This window comes from Rhizobium sp. BK275, from assembly GCF_014193555.1.
GTDB lineage: Bacteria > Pseudomonadota > Alphaproteobacteria > Rhizobiales > Rhizobiaceae > Rhizobium.
Window position 1 is genome coordinate 21,800 of sequence record NZ_JACHZL010000001.1, and the last position, 19,382, is coordinate 41,181.

General features: G+C 61.2%; 15 protein-coding genes. 11 read left to right on the forward strand and 4 right to left on the reverse strand.

What is annotated here, in order from left to right; genetic code table 11:
* Positions 1-64: 64 nt before the first annotated feature.
* Both FHT82_RS00105 and FHT82_RS00110 read right to left on the reverse strand, forming a co-directional pair.
* Positions 65-2,107 carry an NADH:flavin oxidoreductase gene (locus tag FHT82_RS00105; protein ID WP_183725136.1) on the reverse strand — a complete coding sequence of 681 codons (2,043 nt, stop codon included), beginning with the start codon at positions 2,105-2,107 and terminating at the stop codon, positions 65-67.
* Positions 2,108-2,196: 89 nt separating this feature from the next.
* A complete protein-coding gene (locus tag FHT82_RS00110) occupies positions 2,197-3,102 on the reverse strand; it encodes a DMT family transporter (RefSeq protein ID WP_183725138.1) in 906 nt (301 codons plus the stop codon).
* 114 nt (positions 3,103-3,216) lie between these two features.
* Here FHT82_RS00110 and FHT82_RS00115 point away from each other — a divergent pair, with 114 nt between their 5' ends.
* The gene (locus tag FHT82_RS00115) at positions 3,217-4,092 is read left to right on the forward strand and encodes a LysR substrate-binding domain-containing protein (protein WP_183725140.1); all 876 of its coding nucleotides are present in this window, start codon (positions 3,217-3,219) and stop codon (positions 4,090-4,092) included.
* On the opposite strand, the gene FHT82_RS00120 is transcribed toward FHT82_RS00115, so the two are convergent.
* Entirely contained in the window at positions 4,067-5,116 is a 1,050-nt protein-coding gene (locus tag FHT82_RS00120; RefSeq protein ID WP_183725142.1) for a GlxA family transcriptional regulator, read from the reverse strand. The two genes, FHT82_RS00115 and FHT82_RS00120, sit on opposite strands and share 26 nt — an antisense overlap.
* Before the next feature lie 41 nt (positions 5,117-5,157).
* Here FHT82_RS00120 and FHT82_RS00125 point away from each other — a divergent pair, with 41 nt between their 5' ends.
* From FHT82_RS00125 to FHT82_RS00165, 9 genes are all read left to right on the forward strand, one after another.
* On the forward strand, positions 5,158-6,060 hold the full coding sequence (locus FHT82_RS00125; RefSeq protein ID WP_183725144.1) for a 3-keto-5-aminohexanoate cleavage protein: 903 nt from the start codon (positions 5,158-5,160) through the stop codon (positions 6,058-6,060).
* 7 nt (positions 6,061-6,067) lie between these two features.
* Complete coding sequence (locus FHT82_RS00130) at positions 6,068-7,558, forward strand: carnitine 3-dehydrogenase (protein WP_183725147.1); 1,491 nt, start codon at positions 6,068-6,070, stop codon at positions 7,556-7,558.
* Positions 7,559-7,568: 10 nt separating this feature from the next.
* Positions 7,569-8,729: an acyl-CoA dehydrogenase family protein gene (locus FHT82_RS00135; protein ID WP_183727181.1), complete on the forward strand. Its 1,161-nt coding sequence runs from the start codon at positions 7,569-7,571 to the stop codon at positions 8,727-8,729.
* 3 nt (positions 8,730-8,732) lie between these two features.
* On the forward strand, positions 8,733-10,787 hold the full coding sequence (locus tag FHT82_RS00140) for an acetate--CoA ligase family protein (protein ID WP_183725149.1): 2,055 nt from the start codon (positions 8,733-8,735) through the stop codon (positions 10,785-10,787).
* Positions 10,788-10,793: 6 nt separating this feature from the next.
* Entirely contained in the window at positions 10,794-11,576 is a 783-nt protein-coding gene (locus FHT82_RS00145; protein ID WP_183725151.1) for a carnitinyl-CoA dehydratase, read from the forward strand.
* A 119-nt stretch (positions 11,577-11,695) separates the two neighbouring features.
* A complete protein-coding gene (locus FHT82_RS00150; protein ID WP_183725153.1) occupies positions 11,696-13,285 on the forward strand; it encodes an ABC transporter substrate-binding protein in 1,590 nt (529 codons plus the stop codon).
* A 91-nt stretch (positions 13,286-13,376) separates the two neighbouring features.
* The gene (locus FHT82_RS00155; RefSeq protein WP_183725156.1) at positions 13,377-14,384 is read left to right on the forward strand and encodes an ABC transporter permease; all 1,008 of its coding nucleotides are present in this window, start codon (positions 13,377-13,379) and stop codon (positions 14,382-14,384) included.
* On the forward strand, positions 14,381-15,208 hold the full coding sequence (locus tag FHT82_RS00160) for an ABC transporter permease (protein WP_183725158.1): 828 nt from the start codon (positions 14,381-14,383) through the stop codon (positions 15,206-15,208). Before FHT82_RS00155 ends, FHT82_RS00160 begins: the two co-directional genes overlap by 4 nt.
* A complete protein-coding gene (locus tag FHT82_RS00165) occupies positions 15,201-16,832 on the forward strand; it encodes an ABC transporter ATP-binding protein (protein ID WP_183725160.1) in 1,632 nt (543 codons plus the stop codon). Before FHT82_RS00160 ends, FHT82_RS00165 begins: the two co-directional genes overlap by 8 nt.
* Before the next feature lie 59 nt (positions 16,833-16,891).
* Here FHT82_RS00165 and FHT82_RS00170 read toward each other — a convergent pair whose 3' ends face one another.
* Positions 16,892-17,677, reverse strand: coding sequence for a helix-turn-helix transcriptional regulator (locus FHT82_RS00170; protein ID WP_183725162.1), 786 nt, complete (start codon positions 17,675-17,677; stop codon positions 16,892-16,894).
* A gap of 121 nt (positions 17,678-17,798) precedes the next feature.
* Between FHT82_RS00170 and FHT82_RS00175 the strand changes: the two genes are divergently transcribed.
* Positions 17,799-19,379, forward strand: coding sequence for an ABC transporter substrate-binding protein (locus FHT82_RS00175; protein ID WP_183725164.1), 1,581 nt, complete (start codon positions 17,799-17,801; stop codon positions 19,377-19,379).
* Positions 19,380-19,382: the final 3 nt, after the last annotated feature.

Below are 19,382 nucleotides of genomic sequence, written 5' to 3' on the forward strand. Positions count from 1 at the left end.
TCTCGCCATCAAGATGGCAGATGACGGCTTGCCATCTGACAAACGCAGGGCAATTGCCAAGAGGTCAAAACAACGAACATAATCTCAGAGCGTCATAAACGGCAGCATGGATGTTGCGGCTGGAAATCGCATCGCCGATTCGCACGAGATCGAAACGCCCCTGACTACCGAGCTTCGGCAGTGGCGCCCGACGATTGATCAAGGCGGCATAATCCACGGCTCCAAGATTTCGCGAAAGCGGCTTCAGTTCAAGATAAAGCCCATCATTGGCAAGCGTGCCATGCTCTACAACGACCTGAGAGACACGCCGCTCCCACTGTGCGCCGTCTGCAAAATCCGATCCGAGTACGGCGACAAGAGCATTGCCGTCGCGCCGGACGGATTTGAGCCGCGTGTTGATGGTGACCCTGACGTTCCGTTCTGCAAAGGTACGGGCGTAGGGCACGTGGTTCATGCCCCCCATATCGGGCGCGAAAAAGCGTTCGGGTGACACAAGCTCGAGCTCGGCGCCGCTTCTAGCAATCACTTCGGCGGCCGACATGCCTGGATGTCCGCCATTGTCATCGAAGAGTAGGACCGCATCCGCAATCCTGACGCCGCCAGAAAGGATGTCCCAGGAGGAGGTCACGAGTTCATCGCCGGCATCGAGTTCGGGCTGCTGCGCAATGCCGCCGGTCGCAATGACAACGAGGTCGGGTTCAAGAGCAAGGACATCGTTTGCCTCTGCGTAGACATCATAATGCATGCGAACACCCAACCGCTCGAGTTCCGCCAGCCGCCAGTCGATGATGCCTATCATCTCCCTGCGTCTGACATTGCGGACGAGCAGATTGACCTGTCCGCCGGCTTTTCCCGTTGCTTCCAGGACATCGACCACATGCCCGCGCTCCGCGAGCACACGGGCGGCCTCGAGGCCGGCCGGTCCCGCACCGACCACGACGGCCTTGCGGCGAACCTCGGCCTTTTCGATCTCATGCGGGATCTGTCCCTCGCGTCCGGTCGCAGCATTGTGGATACAGAGTGCCTCCCCGCCTTCGTAGATCCGGTCGAGACAATAGGTAGCGCCGACACAGGGCCGGATGCGCGCCTCCTCGCCGCTCTCGATCTTGCGCACGATATGCGGGTCGGCGATATGGGCGCGCGTCATGCCGACCATGTCGAGCTTCCCCTCGGCGATCGCATGACGGGCTGTTGCTACATCCCCGATGCGCGCGGCGTGGAAGACCGGAAACTTGGTGATCGCCCTCACCTCTCCGGCAAAATCGAGATGCGGGGCAGATGCCATGCCCTGGATCGGGATGACCTCATTGAGCGCGACATCGCTGTCGATATGGCCGCGAATGATGTTGAGAAAATCGATGTCGCCGGATCGGGCAAATCGTGATGCGATCTCAATGCCTTCCTCCCGCGACAAGCCCTTCTCCCAGTCCTCGTCTGCGACGAGACGCATGCCAACGATGAAATCCGGCCCGACCGCCTTGCGAACCGCCCGCGTGACCATGACAGAAAAACGCATACGATTGTCGAGCGAGCCGCCGAATTCGTCCTCACGCCGGTTGGTTGCCGGCGACCAGAAACCATCGAGCAGATGGCCGTAAGCCTCGATTTCGATACCGTCGAGGCCGGCTTCCTGCATGCGCTGCGCGGCGCTTGCATAATCGGCGACGATACGCTCGATGTCCCAGTCTTCCACCTCCTTCGGGAAGGCCCGGTGCGCCGGCTCGCGGATCGGCGAGGCCGCCAGAACGGGCAGCCAGTCGCCCTTGTTCCAGCTTGTGCGGCGGCCAAGATGCGTAAGCTGGATCATGACCGCCGCACCGAACTCATGACAGTCGTCGGCAAGTCTCTTCAGCCAGGGCACCATCTCGTCGCGATAGGCGTGGAGATTGCCGAAGGATGGCGGAGAGTCAGGCGAGACGACCGCCGATCCCGCCGTCATGGTCAGCGCGATGCCGCCTCTCGCCTTTTCTCTGTGATAGAGCCGGTAGCGATCCGTCGGCATGCCGTTTTCCGAATAAGCCGGCTCGTGAGCGGTCGACATGACGCGGTTTTTCAGCGTCAGGTGCTTGAGTTGGAAAGGCTGCAGCAGGGGGTCTTTGGAGGACATGTCCGCACTCTTTGCTTGGGTGGGAGTGGCAATCGAACCGGTATTCTGACCCATGGCGCCTGAAATGACGATCCGATCGGCGTCGCTTTCTAGCCGGCATGCGCCCGCCGGCTGCGGCTGAGATCGACGGCGGTATGCCAGAGAACGGCTGCGAAGATGATGGCGCCGCCGAAGAAGGTGGCGACAGGCGGCTGCTCGGAAAACAGCAGCCAGACCCAGAACGGGGTCAGCACGATCTCCATCGTCCCGATCAGCGCAGCTTCGGCCGGCGGCATTCGCCTGGCCCCGGCCAGGAAAAGCACAAGCGCCAGCGAGAAATTGGTCGCACCGAAAGCTGCCAGCACGATCCAGTTGTGAAGATCAAGCGAGCCGACCGAGCCGAATGGAGCGAAGATGACGAGCGTCAGGAAGGCGCTGACAACCGTTGGCGGCAGGCTCGGCACCTCGGGATTGATGCGCGGGATGATGATGACGAGCGCGAAGGAGACCGTCATGCCAAGCGCCAAGAGGTCGCCGAACCCGGTGCCACCGCCGATCGACGAGGCGACGATGACCACGACACCCAGAAGAGAAATGCCCCCGGCAATCAGCGTGCGCCGTCCGACGCCCTCTTTTAGGATGATCCAGCCGAACAGGGCGGCGATGAAGGGTGCGGTCGAATAGATCATCGTCACATTCGCGACGCTGGTCATATAGAGCGCCCCGATGAAGCAGCCCTGGCTGACGGTCTGGCAGACAATCATCGCCAGGCCGGACGGATGCAGGACCGAACGCCATTGCTTTCGTGATATCCCGCCTTCGAGGAACAGGCAGGGTATCAGCAGGAACAACCCGCCGAACAGCGAGCGCCAGGCGATCGCCGTCCAGACGTCTGTCGTCAGGAGCCGCGAGTAGACCCCGCTGGCACTCCAGGCAAGTGTCGCCCCGATGACGAGGAGGATGCCCTTCTCGCGCTCGCCGGCACCGAGGTGCCTGGCCGGATGGTCAATGGTCACGCGGGTTATTCTCGAAGGAGGAAAAGTCGAACGCACCTCCTTTCTGCACCCGCGATTGACATCAGACAAACGAATAGTAGAGATGGATGGCATCGATTTTTTCTATGGCTGTCCATGCGCGAGCCCATCGAGAGTGATCTTCTCCGGACCTTCCTCGTCGTCGTCGAGACCACCAATTTTTCGGCGGCCGCCCAGCGCGTCGGCAGAACGCAGTCTGCGATCAGCGCGGCGATCAAGAAGCTGGAAGACACGATCGGCGAAGCACTGTTCGAACGCGGCGCTCGAGGGGTCGTCCTTACACGTCAGGGCGTCCAGCTTGTCCCCTATGCGCGGCGCGTCATCGATCTCCTGAGCGAGGCGGCAGCGACGATCCGCAGCAAGCCGCTCGGCGGACCGGTTCGCATCGGTATTCCCGAGGAATATAGCCAGACCGTGCTGCCCGCCGCACTTGCGGCCTTCGCCGTGCGTCATCCGGCTGTCGAGGTTACGATCTCCTGCGATTATACCGTCCGCAACATCGCCGCCCTTGAACGCGATGAGCTCGATCTCGCCGTCGTTTTCGACTGGAGCGATCAGATGAGTGGCGAAGTGCTCTGCATCGACCCAACCGTCTGGGTGACCTCGATCGTCCACCGGCTGCACGACATCGATCCGCTGCCGATCGCAACCTACAGAGACTCGAGCTGGTGTCGCGATTTTGCGTTGAAGTCGCTGCACCAGCTCGGGCGCAACTACCGGGTCGCTTTCATTGCCGATACCAGCTCCGGACTGAAGAACGCCGTGACTGCCGGTCTTGCCGTCACCACGCTGTCGCGCAGCAACATCCCGCCCGGCTGCCGGGAACTGACGACCGAGGATGGTTTCCCGCCGGTCGATTCCTCAAGGGTCGTGCTTCGTCGCAACACCTTCCGGTCGAGCGAAGCGGTTCGCGAGCTTGCTGAGATGGTGCGCGACGCCTTCCAGCCTATGGCCGGGCTTCCGATGGCCTGACCGGACGCCGCAGCCGTCGCCGCGTTTCCGAGGGACTTTCGGAATAGCTTGCCCGATAGCTTCGCGCGAAGGCGGAGGCAGAATTGAAGCCCGTCGCCGCGGCAATGTCGGCGAAGGACGCCGTCGTCTCGATCACCTTGCGCCGCGCCGCGTTCAATCTGAGCGCAAGATAATGGATATGGGGCGGCGCGCCGATCGAGGCCTGGAAGAGATCCTGCAGGTGCCGGGCGCTGATCCCGACCCTGCGGGCAAGACGCGTCAGCACGATCGGCTGCTCGATATTGTCCTCCATCAGCCGTACGGCGTGGGCAACCCGCGGATCGTCCATGCGCAAGCCTGCCGACAGCGCCTCGTCGGCATGAAAGGCTGGCTGCTCGTAGCGGAACAGCCGGCTGACCTCGAGCGCCAGCGAATAGCTCTGGCGCCGCCGGATGATCTCCAGCATCAGGTCCACGGTGGGCAGCGAGCCTGATGTCGTCACCCGCTTGCCGTCGATGACGAACCGGTCCTTGACCGCGGACACCTGCGGATAGGCAACCACGAAATCCTCGTAATCCTCCCAATGCACGGTCGCCGACAGGCCGTCGAGCAGGCTTGCTTCGGCAAGCAGCCAGGTGCCGGATTCGATGCCGGCGATCATCGTCCGGTGGCGTGCCGCCTGCGATAGCTGCATCTTCAGGCCCGGCGTTGCGCTTTGCCGCCAGTTGTAGCTCGCCAGCACGAAGAGCGGCGTATCCGATGCCGTCGTCTGGAACGTTCCCTGCGCCGGTATGGCAATGTGGCTGGTTGTCGGTACAGCTTCGCCGTCAGGCGTGAAGATGTGCCAGCGGTAGAGCTCGCTGCCGGAAATGCGGTTTGCTCCGCGCAGCGGTTCGATGACGGAGGCAATGAGAATGAGATTGGTATCCGGCAGGACAAGAAGATCGATGTCGAGCCGTTCGGTCGATCGCTGCAGCAAACTCCCCTCCCCGGTGTTCCGATAATGTATCGATCGATTCCGAAAATGCAAAGCATCCTCGCTCATCCTGGCGCGTAATGGCCTCAAGACGAGGGAGAACAACAAACATGCCTCTTGCGATGAACCGCGATGTCTTCATCACTTGTGCCGTCACCGGTGCCGGCGATACGGTTTCGAAATCCAGCCACGTTCCCATTACTCCCAAGCAGATCGCGGCCTCCGCGATCGATGCCGCCAAGGCTGGGGCGGCAGTCGTTCACTGCCATGTCCGTGATCCGGAAACCGGCGCCGCAAGCCGCCGCAACGACCTTTATAGGGAGGTCACGGACCGCATCCGTTCGGCCGACGTCGATGTGGTGCTGAACCTGACGGCCGGCATGGGCGGAGATCTGATCTTCGGCGATGTCGAAAGTCCCCTTCCCTTGAAGACCGCGGGAACGGATATGGCGGGAGCAACCGAGCGCGTCAGCCATGTCGCCGAATGCCTGCCGGAAATCTGCACGCTCGACTGCGGCACGATGAACTTCAATCTCGGCGATTACGTCATGACCAACACGCCCGCCATGCTGCGGGCAATGGCCAAGAAGATGACCGATCTCGGTGTGCGCCCCGAGATCGAGGCGTTCGACACCGGCCATCTTTGGTTTGCCAAGCAGCTCGCCGAAGAAGGCCTGATCCAAGATCCGGTGCTGATCCAGCTCTGCATGGGCATTCCCTGGGGTGCTCCAGACGATCTCAATACCTTCATGGCCATGGTCAACAACGTGCCCGATAGCTGGACCTTCTCGGCCTTTTCGATCGGTCGCAACGCCATGGCCTATCCGGCTGCCGCGGTTCTGGCGGGCGGCAATGTCCGCGTTGGCCTGGAGGATAATCTCTATATCGGCAAGGGCGCTCTCGCCACCAATGCGCAGCTCGTCGAAAAGGCCGCGCAGGTGGTCGAAGGCATGGGTGCCAGGATCATCGGTCCTGAGGACGTCCGCAAGAAACTGAATCTGACGAAGCGCTGAGGACGAAATGACAGGGATTACCAAAGCGGCCTGTATCGGCGGCGGCGTCATCGGCGGCGGATGGATTGCACGTTTTCTGCTTGCCGGCATCGACGTGAGCGTCTTCGATCCGCATCCGGAAGCAAGCCGCATCGTCGGCGAGATCCTTGCCAATGCGGAAAAAGCCTATGCCATGCTGACCGGCGCACCGCTGCCGCCACGTGGCCGGCTGACCTTCGAAACGTCCCTGCAAGAGGCCGTCTCCGGTGCCGACTGGATCCAGGAAAGCGTGCCGGAACGGCTCGACCTGAAGCGTCGCGTGTTGACGGAGATCGATGCTGCGGCACGACCGGATGCCCTGATCGGTTCATCCACTTCCGGCCTGCTGCCGAGCGACCTGCAGCGTGACATGCGGCATCCCGAGCGTCTCTTCGTCGCCCATCCCTATAATCCCGTCTACCTGCTGCCGCTGGTGGAGATTGTCGGTGGCGAGAAGACATCAAAAGCCACCATCGAGGCAGCGATGGAACGTCTGATCCCGATCGGCATGAAGGGCGTTCATATCGCCAAGGAGATCGAGGCCTTCGTCGGCGACCGACTGCTCGAAGCGCTGTGGCGCGAGGCGCTCTGGCTCATCCATGACGATATCTGCACCGTCGAGACGCTCGATAACGTCATCCGCTATTCTTTCGGACTGCGCTGGGCGCAGATGGGCCTGTTCCAGACCTATCGCATCGCCGGCGGCGAGGCCGGTATGCGCCATTTCCTCGCCCAGTTCGGCCCCTGCCTTGCCTGGCCCTGGACGAAGCTCACCGACGTCGTCGACCTCGATGAGGCGCTGATCGAAAAGATCGGAAAACAGTCGGACGAACAGGCCGCCGGCCTTTCGATCCGCGCACTGGAGCGCATCCGCGACGAAAATCTCGTCGGCATCCTGCAGGCGTTGAAGGGCGGAAACGACGGCAAGGGCTGGGGCGCCGGCCAGTTGCTGAAGGATTTCGAACGGTCCCTCTGGGCCGCAGGCGGCGGGAAAACCACTGCTGCTGATCCTGCAGGCCCTCTCAAGCTCGTCGAGACGAAGGTGAGCCCAGCCTGGGTCGACTATAACGGCCATATGACAGAGCATCGCTACCTACAGGTCTTCGGCGATACGTCCGATGCGCTTCTGCGGCTGATCGGGGTCGATCTTGCCTATGTCGAGGCAGGGCGGAGCTACTATACGGTCGAGACCCATATCCGCCATCTTGGCGAAGCAAAACTCGGGCAGGCGATCCATTCGACCTGCCAGATCCTCGCAGTCGATGAGAAGCGGCTGCACCTCTTCCATACCGTCTGCGACACCGAGAGCGGCACGGTGCTCGCCACTGCCGAGCAGATGCTGCTGCATGTCGATACCGAGGCCGGCAAGGCGACCTTGGCGCCAGCCGCAGTCCTCGACAAGGCAAATCTGATCGCCGCGGCCCATGCAAAACTGCCTCCCCCCGATGGGGTCGGCCGCCATGTCGGCCAGAAACGATAGGGAGATCGCTATGGATTTCGGCCTCAGCGAAGAACAGGAAATGATCGTCGAGACGGTCCGCGACTTCGTCGAAACCGAAATCTATCCGCATGAGAACGACGTCGAGCGCACCGGCGTCGTCCCGCCGGATCTCGCGGCTGAGATCCGGCGCAAATGCATCGACCTCGGCTTCTACGCCTGCAATTTCCCCGAAGAGGCCGGCGGCGCCGGCCTCGATCATGTCACCTTCACGCTGGTCGAGCGCGAGCTTGGCCGCGGCTCCATGGCGCTGACGGTCTTTTTTGGCCGTCCCTCCGGCATCCTGATGGCCTGCGAGGGCGAACAGCGCGAACGCTATTTGCTTCCGGCGGTCCGCGGTGAAAAGATTGACGCGCTGGCGATCACCGAGCCCGATGCCGGCTCCGACATGCGCGGCATGAAATGCACCGCTCGCAACGACGGCGGCGATTTCGTCCTCAATGGTACCAAGCATTTCATCTCGCATGCCGATGTCGCCGATTTCATCATCGTCTTTGCCGCAACCGGCGAAGAGGAAACGCCAAGGGGTCTCAAGAAGAAGATCACGGCGTTTCTGATCGATCGCGGCACGCCGGGCTTTGAAATCCTCAAGGGCTACGATTCCGTCTCCCACCGCGGCTATCACAATTGCACCTTAAGCTTTGCCGATTGCCGGATTCCGGCCTCCCAAGTGCTGGGCGAGGTGCATCGCGGTTTCGAACTCGCCAATCACTGGCTCTACGGCACGCGGCTGACGGTCGCCGCCACCTGCGTCGGCCGGGCGCGGCGCGTCTTCGACATGGCCTTGTCCTATGCCGCCGAGCGCAAGCAGTTCGGCAGGCCGATCGGCGCCAATCAAGGCGTCTCCTTCAAGCTTGCCGACATGATCACGGAGATCGACGCAGCCGACTGGCTGACGCTTTCGGCGGCATGGCGCCTGGATGCCGGCCTGACTTCCGATCGCGAAATCGCGTCTGCCAAGCTCTACGCCTCTGAAATGCTTGCCCGCGTCACCGATGAGGCGATCCAGATCTATGGCGGCATGGGCCTGATGGACGACCTGCCGCTTTCCCGCTTCTGGCGGGACGCGCGTGTCGAACGTATCTGGGACGGCACGTCGGAGATCCAGCGCCACATCATCAGCCGCGATCTCCTGCGGCCTCTGGGAGCGTAGCCGATGACAGCACGCGCGCTCGACCGCCTGTTCAGACCGCAAACGATCGCCGTCTTCGGCGGTCGTGAAGCGCGCCGTGTGATCGAGCAGTGCGACCGGATGGGGTTTGCGGGCGAGCTCTGGCCCGTTCACCCGACGCTCGACGAGGTCCTCGGGCGACGCTGCTACAGAAGCGTTTCCGAACTGCCGTCGCCGCCAGACGCGGCCTTCGTCGGGGTCAACCGGACATTGACCGTCGAGATCGTGCGCAGCCTGTCGGCGGCTGGTGGTGGCGGTGCGGTCTGTTATGCCTCGGGCTTCAGCGAGGCCGTCGCGGAATTAGCCGATGGCAACAAGCTGCAACAGGCGCTGATTGCCGCCGCAGGCGACATGCCGATCCTCGGGCCGAACTGCTACGGCTTCATCAACGGCCTCGACGGCGCGCTGCTCTGGCCCGATCAGCACGGCATGAGGCGCGTCGAACGCGGCGTGGCGATCCTGACCCAATCGTCGAATATAGCGCTCAACCTGACCATGCAGACACGCGGCCTGCCGATCGCCTATGTCGTGACGTCGGGCAACCAGGCGCAAACCTCGCTCTGCGATATCGCCTGCGGCCTGCTTTCCGATCCGCGCGTGACGGCGCTTGGCCTGCATGTCGAAGGCTTTGGAGACAAAGCCGCGCTCGAGCGCCTTGCCGCCACAGCCCGCCTGACGAAAAAGCCCGTTATTATCTTGAAAGTCGGCAAATCCGAACAGGCGAGACAGGCAACGCTCTCCCATACCGCATCCCTTGCCGGCGGCGATGCCGTGGCCGATGCGGTGCTTGCCCGCCTCGGCCTTGGCCGCGTCGAAACGCTGCCGGCTTTGCTCGAAGCGCTGAAACTCCTGCATGTCGCAGGCCCGCTGCAAGGTGCCGCGATCTCCTCCATGAGCTGCTCGGGTGGCGAAGCCTCGCTGATGTCGGATGCTGCCATCGGACGCGCCATCACGTTCCGAGACCTTGAACCAAAGCAACTGCCGCGCCTGAGAGGCATCCTCGGCAACATGGTGACGATCTCCAATCCGCTCGATTACCACACGTTCGTGTGGGGCGATCTTGCGCGTCAGACAGAGGCCTTCACCGCCATGTTCGAAGGTAGCTACGACCTCAATCTCGTCGTCCTCGATTTTCCCCGCGCCGATCGATGCGAGGCGGCAGATTGGGTGACGACGGCTGACGCGGTCACCGCTGCGGCGTCTGCAACAGGCGCGCTTGCGGGGATCCTGGCGACTCTCCCCGAAAACATGCCGGAGGCTGTCGCCGACCGTCTGATCGCCGACGGCGTCGTCCCCTTCTGCGGTATTGATGAAACCCTGATTGCCGCAGAAATCGCAGCCGGCATCGGTGATACCTGGCGCAAGCCGCCTTCCCTGCCGCTTCTCAATGTGGCGTCTGTCGAAGGCGCAATCGAAACGCTGACGGAGGCCGATGCAAAGACCGAACTCGACCTCGCCGGCCTCCGGATCCCCAAAGGCCGGGTTGCAGGCTCGCCGCTTCAGGCGGCAGATTGTGCCGAGCGGCTCGGCTTTCCTGTTGCCCTGAAAGCTCTCGGCGTCGCGCATAAGACCGAAGCAGGCGCCGTCGCACTCAACCTGAAGGATACCAAGGCCGTATCGGATGCCGCATCAAAGATGACTGCGACACGCGGTTTTCTGGTCGAGCAGATGGTCGACCGGCCCGTCGCCGAGCTGATCGTCGGCGCCTCCCGCGACCCGGTCTTCGGATTATCGCTAACGCTTGGCGCTGGCGGAATTTTCGTCGAATTGCTGGAGGATTCCGTCATCTTGCCGTTGCCGACAACGAGATCGGAAATTTCCGAGGCAATTTTACGCCTGAAGATCGCAAAATTGATCGAAGGGTATCGCGGGCGCCCGAAAGGAGACCTCGAAGCGACCGTAACGGCTGTCGCACGGGCGGCAGATTATGTCGTAATGAATGCGGCACGGCTGGAGGAACTGGACATTAATCCATTGATGGTTCTTCCCGAAGGTCACGGCGTGGCCGCAGTCGATGCCCTGATCCGGCGGAGGAGGTAGCATAGGTTGAGCGACGCCATTCGCACCCGACAGGTTGGCACAGTGCTGGAAGTCATCATCGACCGGCCGAAGGCGAATGCCATCGACCTTGCCACCAGCCGCGACATGGGACTGATCTTCCGCGATTTCCGCGACGATCCAGCGCTCCGCGTGGCAATCATCTCCGGCGCAGGCGAGAAATTCTTCTGTGCCGGATGGGACCTGAAGGCCGCCGCGGCAGGCGACGCGGTCGACGGAGATTATGGTGTTGGCGGTTTCGGCGGGCTGCAGGAGTTACGGGATCTCAACAAGCCTGTCATCTGCGCTGTCAACGGCATCTGTTGCGGAGGCGGCCTGGAGATCGCGCTCTCCGCCGACCTGATCCTCGCCGCCGAGCACGCGACCTTCGCACTTCCGGAAATCCGCTCCGGCACGGTTGCCGATGCTGCCTCGGTGAAGCTGCCGAAGCGCATCCCCTATCATATCGCCATGGACATGCTTTTGACCGGCCGCTGGCTTGACGTCCAGGAGGCGCATCGCTGGGGCTTCGTCAATGAGATATTGCCAGCAGACAAGCTGATGGACCGGACCTGGGATCTCGCCCGCCTGCTCGAAAGCGGACCGCCGCTCGTCTATGCGGCAATCAAGGAAATCGTCCGTGAATCGGAGGGTTCGACCTTCCAGACTGCCATGAACAAAATCACCAAACGGCAGTTTGCAACGGTGGACCGGCTTTATTCGAGCGAGGACCAATTGGAAGGCGCACGGGCTTTTGCCGAAAAACGAAGCCCTAACTGGAAAGGACGGTAATAAGGCGGCAACCGCATCATCTTCCCGCAAGCGTGCGGGCACCTCGGACGGAAGAGGAAACCGTTTGGGGATCATGCCCAAAAAATCGAAGTCAACGCACCATAAGAAGGAGAAGGGGAATGAACGACTATACGAAATATCTCGCAAGCCGGGTGACCGCCGGTGGCCTCAGCCGCCGCGAATTCCTGGGACGCGCCATGGCAGCCGGCCTGACGCTTGCCGTTGCCGACAAGCTCTTTACCGAAAGTGCCGAGGCCGCCGAACCGAAGCGCGGCGGTCATCTGAAGCTTGGCCTGGAGGGCGGGGCAGCAACCGACTCGAAGGACCCGGCGAAATTCCTGTCGCAATTCATGTTCTGCGTCGGCCGCTGCTGGGGCGACATGCTGGTTGAATCCGACCCGCTGACGGGCGCCGCCGTACCGGCGCTTGCCGAATCCTGGGAGCCGTCGAAGGATGCTGCAACCTGGACCTTCAAGATCCGCAAGGGCGTCAAGTTCCACAATGGCAAGGAACTGACGATCGATGACGTGGTTGCGACCCTCAAGCGTCATACCGACAAGGCGTCGGAATCCGGCGCGCTCGGCGTTCTCGGCTCGATCAAGGAAATCAAGGCGGACGGCGGCAACCTCGTGCTGACGCTTTCGGAAGGCAATGCCGATATGCCACTGCTGTTGACCGACTATCATCTGGTCATTCAGCCAAATGGCGGTGTCGACGATCCGCTCGCCTCGATCGGCACAGGCCCCTATAAGCTGACGAACTTCGAGGCAGGCGTGCGCGCCACCTTCGAGAAGAACAAGGACGACTGGCGCACCGACCGCGGTTATGTCGATTCCATCGAAATCATCGGCATGAACGATGCCACGGCGCGCATCGCCGCGCTCTCGTCCGGCCAGGTGCATTACATCAACCGTGTCGATCCGAAGACCGTCAACCTCCTGAAGCGTGCTCCGAATGTCGAGATCCTTTCGACCGCCGGACGCGGCCACTATGTCTTCATCATGCATTGCGACAAGGCGCCGTTCGACAATAACGACCTGCGCCTGGCGCTCAAATACGCCATGGACCGCGAGACCATGGTGGAGAAGATCCTCGGCGGTTACGGCAAGGTCGGCAACGACTTTCCGATCAACAGTACCTACGCGCTTTTCCCCGAGGGCATCGAGCAGCGCGTCTACGATCCCGACAAGGCGGCCTTCCACTACAAGAAATCGGGCCATAGCGGCTCGGTCCTTCTGCGCACGTCCGAAGTCGCTTTCCCCGGCGGTGTCGACGCGGCCGTCCTCTATCAGGAAAGCTGCAAGAAGGCCGGCATCGACATAGAGGTCAAGCGTGAGCCGGGCGACGGTTACTGGACCAACGTCTGGAACGTCCAGCCCTTCTCGACCTCCTATTGGGGCGGCCGCCCGACGCAGGACCAGATGTATTCCACCGCCTATCTCTCGACGGCCGACTGGAACGACACCAAGTTCAAGCGCCCTGACTTCGACAAGCTGTTGCTTCAGGCCCGCTCCGAACTTGATGAAGCCAAGCGCAAGGACATGTATCGCGCCATGGCGATGATGGTCCGCGACGAGGGTGGCGTCATTTTGCCGATGTTCAACGACTTCGTGAACGCCTCCACCAAGCAGGTGAAGGGCTACGTCCACGACATCGGCAACGACATGTCGAACGGCTACGTCGCGACCCGCGTCTGGCTGGAAGCCTGACGCCGGGCGCCTGCCCTCCGATCTCCAGGCAAGCCGGGACCGTGGGACAAAACCCGCGGTCCTCCTGACGTTTCAGCGCGAGGCCTTCATCATGTCCAGTCCAACCTCCGGCAATATCCTGCCCGGCCTCAGGTTCCGGCAGCGTTTTCCGCTGCTTGCCCTTATTCTCGAGCGCTTCGTGCTCAGCATCATCCTGCTTTTTGCCGTCTCCGTCCTCATTTTCGGCGGCCTGGAAGCCCTTCCCGGCGATTTTGCCACGACCTATCTCGGCCAGTCGGCAACGCCGCAGGCGGTTGCCAATATCCGCAAGGATCTCCGGCTCGACCGACCGGTGACGACGCGATATGTCGAGTGGCTCGGCAATGCCGTGCAAGGCGATTTCGGCACATCCTGGGCCAGCAAGAACTCCGTCAGCGAGCAGATCGGCAAGCGGCTCGGCAATTCGCTGTTTCTGGCGGGCTTTGCAGCACTGATCTCCGTGCCGCTTGCCGTCGGGCTTGGCATGGTTTCGGTGCATTTTCGGGGCCGCCTGCCCGACAAGATCATCAACATCATTTCGCTGGCGGCGATTTCGTTGCCGGAATTCTTCATCGGCTACCTGCTGATCATGTTTTTTGCGGTGAAGTTCGGCGTCGCCACCTTTCCCGCAACCGTCTATGAGAGCATGGGCTTTGCAGACCGTCTGAAGGCAATCGCACTACCGACGGCGACCCTCGTGCTCGTCGTGCTGGCCCACATGATGCGCATGACACGCGCCGCAATCCTCTCGGTCATGTCGTCGGCCTATATGGAGACGGCCGAGCTGAAGGGCCTTTCTGCGTTCCGCTCGATCGTCAAGCATGCCGCACCGAACGCGCTTGCGCCGATCATCAACGTCGTGGCGCTGAACCTCGCCTATCTGGTGGTCGGCGTGGTCGTCGTCGAGGTGGTCTTCGTCTATCCCGGCATGGGCCAGTACATGGTCGATGCCGTGACGGTACGAGACATGCCGGTGGTGCAGGCCTGCGGCCTGATCTTTGCCGCCGTCTATATCTTCCTCAACATGCTGGCCGACATTCTCGCCATCATTGCCAACCCCCGGCTGAGGCATCCAAGATGAGATTGAGAGACATCCCCATCACCGCCTGGATCGGCATGATCGGCATCGCCGTCGCCTTCATCTTCGCGCTTTTTGCACCTTTGATTGCTCCCTACGGGGAGACCGAGGTCGTCGGCAGCGTCTGGCAGATGCCGGACGCGCAATATGTCTTCGGCCTCGACAATCTCGGCCGCGACATTCTCTCCCGGCTGATCTACGGCGCGCGCACGACGCTTTTCGTGGCGCTTGCCGCAACGGTCATCTCCTTTTCGCTCGGCGTCATCTTGAGCTTCATGGCGGCCGTCTCTCGCGGGCTGATCGACATGGTCTTCTCGCGCTTCAACGACCTGATGATGTCGATCCCGACGCTGATTTTCGCGCTCGTGGTTCTGGCAGTCCTGCCACAGAACATCATCGTCCTGATCCTCGTCATGGCGATCCTCGATTCCACCCGCGTCTATCGTCTCGGCCGCGCCGTGGCGCTCGATGTCGCTGTGATGGAATTCGTCGAGGCGGCCAAACTTCGCGGCGAAGGAAAACTCTGGATCATCTTCCGGGAGATCTTGCCGAACACGCTGACGCCGCTGCTCGCCGAGTTCGGCCTGCGGTTTGCCTTTTCGATCCTCTTCCTCTCGACGCTCTCCTTCCTCGGCCTCGGCATCCAGCCGCCATCGGCTGATTGGGGCGGCATGGTCAAGGACAACAAGGACGGCATCATCTTCGGCATTTCGGCAGCGCTCGTGCCGGGTAGCGCGATCGCCATCCTCGCCGTCTGCGTCAACCTGGTCGTCGACTGGCTTTTGAAACGAACCTCGAGCCTCAAGGGAGGGCGTGGCGATGCCTGATCTTCTTTCCGTCCGCAATCTCAAGATCGAAGCCACCAGCTATCCGCCAGGTGAAGCGCCGAAACGCGTGACCATCGTCGACGGCGTTTCCTTTGATTTGCAGAAAGGCCGGGTGCTCGGCCTGATCGGCGAATCCGGTGCCGGCAAGTCGACGATCGGGCTCTCGACACTTGCCTATGGTCGAGGCGGCGCCGAGATCACCGGCGGAGAGGTGCTGCTCGATGGCGACAATATTCTTGGCCTTGGCAGGAGTGGCATCAGGCATATCCGCGGCGCCCGCGTCTGCTACGTCGCACAGTCGGCCGCGGCCGCCTTCAATCCTGCCCACCGGCTCGGCGACCAGGTGATTGAGGCTTCCGTCAAACACGGGCTCATGAGCAAACAGGAGGCGAAAAAGCGAGCGCTCTACCTCTTTCAAGTGCTTGGTCTTCCCCATCCCGAAAGTTTTGGCGAACGTTTCCCCCATCAGGTTTCCGGCGGCCAGCTGCAGCGCGCCATGACGGCCATGGCGCTCTGCTCCAACCCCGAACTGATCGTCTTCGACGAACCGACGACGGCACTTGACGTCACCACCCAGATCGACGTGCTGGCCGCAATCAAGCATGCGATCGAGGAAACCCATACGGCCGCTCTCTACATCACTCATGATCTCGCCGTCGTTGCCCAAATCTCCGACGACATCATGGTGCTGCGCCACGGAAAGACAGTGGAATACGGCAGTGTCCAGCGGATCATCGAAAAACCACGGGAGGATTATACCCGCGCGCTCGTCAACGTCCGGCAGACGCTGAGGGACGAAGCCGCCGATCAGTCCGATGCGCTGCTGAAGTTCGAAAATATCAGCGCGGAATATTCCAATGGCTTCAAGGTGTTGAACGATGTCAGCCTGCATGTACCGAAGGGACAGACATTGGCGATCGTCGGTGAATCGGGCTCGGGAAAATCGACGCTCGCCCGCGTCGTCACCGGGCTCCTGTCACCCACGTCAGGGACGATCTCTTTTGCCGGCAAGCCATTGACGCCCGACGTCCGACACAGGCCACGCGACGACCTGCGCCGCATCCAGCTCATCTACCAGATGGCTGACACGGCGATGAACCCGCGTCAGACCGTGCGTGACATCATCGGTCGGCCGCTGACCTTCTACTACGGCCTCAGGGGAGCTGCGAAGACGGACCGCGTGAAGGAATTGCTCGACCAGATCGAGATGGGCAACGGCTTCCTGAACCGCTACCCGGCCGAACTCTCCGGCGGCCAGAAGCAGCGCGTCGCCATCGCCCGCGCGCTCGCGGCCAAGCCGGAACTCATACTTTGCGACGAGCCGACGTCGGCACTCGACCCGCTGGTTGCCGAAGGCATTCTGAAACTACTGCTGAAGCTGCAGGAAGAAGAACATCTCTCCTACGTCTTCATCACCCATGACATCGCTATCGTGCGCGCCATCGCCGACAGCGTCGCGGTGATGCATCGCGGCAAGCTCGTCCGCTTCGGTCCCAAATCCCAAGCGCTATCGCCGCCCTTCGACGATTACACCGACCTGCTGCTGAAATCCGTACCCGAGATGGAGATCGGCTGGCTGGAACGGGTACTGACGACGCGGAAGATGGCAAGCGCTGGAAATTGAAGGCTCGAAATTTTCCGGCATTCATCCGGATCTGATGGCGTCGTCGCAAATCGGTGTCTTCAATACTCTGTCGGCACCGCATACACTTCCGCGGAAGGATCTGCGAGGAATGAGCGCACCGTTGGTGGCAGCTGGCGTGAAGACAGCGGCAGTGGTCCGCAGCGCGACAGAAGCTCGCGCAGGTCGGGCTCGGCGCCGATATGCCGCCAGATCATTCGCGATGCATAGGGGAGATTTTCCCTTCGCCAGGAAACTCCCATTGTCGTTCCACGCAGATAGACGCGCTGGTACTCGTCGAAGGGCAGGAGGATCGTCTGTGACAATATCGGATTCGGGCCGACGACCCGCTCCGTAATGAAGATCCGGTTTCGATAGAAGGCCGCAAGGCCGACATATTTCGAAAACTGCTGGATGCCGTTTCCAGGGTCCCGCAGACGCTCCATTGATTTGACATGCACAAGCCCACCCTTCTCCACAATGCGGCTGCACGAACAGACAACCATTCCCGGCCAGGACGGTGAGCGATGATAGGTCTGGAAATAGCCGATATGGCGCCGGAGCGCGGTCAGATCTCCTGGGAACGCCTTTAACAGTTCGGAACTTTGATTGAGATCTAGAGTCGGTTTGCGAAGCCGCTCGCGAAAGAGCCTGGGAGCGAGACCAAAGTCGGCTGCGTCGAGATCGAAATACTTAGCTATGCGCGTGAGATTATGGGCAGACGGCCTCGTCTGGCCGTTGATATATCGATTGAATTGCTGCCTGTTAATATCGATCGCGCGGCACAGATGCGAAATGGAACGCTGCGTGGCACAGGCAATCTTGAGGTTCTCGACCAGGTGAGGCATCGGCGGCTCCGACTTAATCATAGTAGCGTAAACTCGCTCAAAAATGCGTCAAGTCGCGAAATTGCGTGAAGCAGCCTGACCTCTACGTTCCTTTCTAATAGAGTTGAAAAAGGGGACTGCAATGACACGTGAAAAGGATCAATCCGCACCTCTGAGTATAGGCCGCCGTCACTTCCTGGGCGGTGCCGTCGCGCTGGGCGCTTTGCCTGCCCTCACCTCCGGCCTCCTGATGCCGCACGATGCCCGCGCGCAGGAAGCAAAGCGCGGTGGTCATCTGAAACTCGGCCTCAAGGGTGGCGCCACCAGTGATACGCTCGACCCTGCGACCTATAGCGCCTCCGTGTTGTTCGTCATTGGCCGTCTCTGGGGCGACACACTTGTCGAATCCGACCCCAAGACCGGTGCGCCCTTGCCGTCGTTGGCGACGTCCTGGACGCCATCGGCGGACGCATCCGTCTGGACTTTCAAGATCAGGAACGATGTGCAGTTTCACGACGGCAGCAAGATGACCGTGGCCGACATCGTCGCGACACTGAAGCGACATGCGGACAAGAATTCACAGTCGGGTGCTCTGGGACTCATGGCCTCGATCACCGGTATTGAAGAAAAAGCGGGCGACCTTGTCTTGACGCTTTCGGAAGGCAATGCAGACCTGCCTTTGCTTTTGACCGACTACCACCTGATCATCCAGGCGAAGGGCGGCCTCGAGAAGCCTGCGGCGGCCATCGGTACAGGTCCTTACATTCTGAAAAGCTTCGAACCGGGCGTTCGCGCAACCTTCGAGAAGAACCCTGGGGATTGGCGCTCCGACCGCGGCTTTGTCGACAGCGTCGAAATCCTCGTCATCAACGACAACACGGCCCGCGTTGCCGCACTTGCCTCCGGCCAGGTCCATTTCGTCAACAATGTCGACCCCAAAACCGTCCCGATGCTGGAGCGAGCACCGACCGTCGACATCCTCCGGAATGCAGGCAAGGGCTTCTATTGTTTCCTGATGCATTGCGACACGGCTCCCTTCGACAACGCAGATCTTCGGCTTGCGCTGAAATATGCCATCGATCGTCAGGCGATCCTCGACAAGGTTCTGGGCGGCTACGGAACGATCGGCGACGACTATCCGGTCAATTCCAATTACGCCCTCGCCCCGACCGATATCGAGCAGCGCCCTTATGATCCGGACAAGGCCGCCTTCCACTTCAAGAAATCGGGGCTCGACCGCTCCATTCAGCTGCTCACGTCAGACGCAGCCTTTCCGGGCGCCGTGGATGCGGCGATCCTGTTCCAGCAAAGCGCGGGCAAGGCCGGCATCACGATCGACGTCAAGCGCGAACCGGAAGACGGCTACTGGACCAATGTCTGGAACAAGCAGCCCTTCTGCGCCTCGTTCTGGGGCGGTCGTCCGACCCAGGATTCGCGCTATTCCACCTCCTACCTGTCGACCGCAGAATGGAACGACACGCGTTTCAAGCGCCCTGACTTCGACAAATTGGTTCTGCAAGCAAGGTCTGAACTCGATGAGGCCAAGCGCAAAGTGCTTTATCGGCAATTGGCGCTTATGGTGCGAGACGATGGCGGTCTGATCCTACCCGTCTTCAACGACTACATCATGGCCTCTTCGAAAATGCTGAAGGGATATGTCGACGATATCGGCAACGATATGTCCAACGGCTACATCGGCAGCCGTGTGTGGCTTAATGCCTGAAGC

Excerpts from the sequence above, each read along its gene's own strand:
- FHT82_RS00105 (WP_183725136.1), bottom strand. The coding sequence starts at position 2,107 with ATGTCCTCCAAAGACCCCCTGCTGCAGCCTTTCCAACTCAAGCACCTG.
- FHT82_RS00115 (WP_183725140.1), top strand. The coding sequence starts at position 3,217 with ATGCGCGAGCCCATCGAGAGTGATCTTCTCCGGACCTTCCTCGTCGTC.
- FHT82_RS00120 (WP_183725142.1), bottom strand. The coding sequence starts at position 5,116 with ATGAGCGAGGATGCTTTGCATTTTCGGAATCGATCGATACATTATCGG.
- FHT82_RS00125 (WP_183725144.1), top strand. The coding sequence starts at position 5,158 with ATGCCTCTTGCGATGAACCGCGATGTCTTCATCACTTGTGCCGTCACC.
- FHT82_RS00130 (WP_183725147.1), top strand. The coding sequence starts at position 6,068 with ATGACAGGGATTACCAAAGCGGCCTGTATCGGCGGCGGCGTCATCGGC.
- FHT82_RS00135 (WP_183727181.1), top strand. The coding sequence starts at position 7,569 with ATGGATTTCGGCCTCAGCGAAGAACAGGAAATGATCGTCGAGACGGTC.
- FHT82_RS00140 (WP_183725149.1), top strand. The coding sequence starts at position 8,733 with ATGACAGCACGCGCGCTCGACCGCCTGTTCAGACCGCAAACGATCGCC.
- FHT82_RS00150 (WP_183725153.1), top strand. The coding sequence starts at position 11,696 with ATGAACGACTATACGAAATATCTCGCAAGCCGGGTGACCGCCGGTGGC.
- FHT82_RS00155 (WP_183725156.1), top strand. The coding sequence starts at position 13,377 with ATGTCCAGTCCAACCTCCGGCAATATCCTGCCCGGCCTCAGGTTCCGG.
- FHT82_RS00160 (WP_183725158.1), top strand. The coding sequence starts at position 14,381 with ATGAGATTGAGAGACATCCCCATCACCGCCTGGATCGGCATGATCGGC.
- FHT82_RS00165 (WP_183725160.1), top strand. The coding sequence starts at position 15,201 with ATGCCTGATCTTCTTTCCGTCCGCAATCTCAAGATCGAAGCCACCAGC.
- FHT82_RS00170 (WP_183725162.1), bottom strand. The coding sequence starts at position 17,677 with ATGCCTCACCTGGTCGAGAACCTCAAGATTGCCTGTGCCACGCAGCGT.
- FHT82_RS00175 (WP_183725164.1), top strand. The coding sequence starts at position 17,799 with ATGACACGTGAAAAGGATCAATCCGCACCTCTGAGTATAGGCCGCCGT.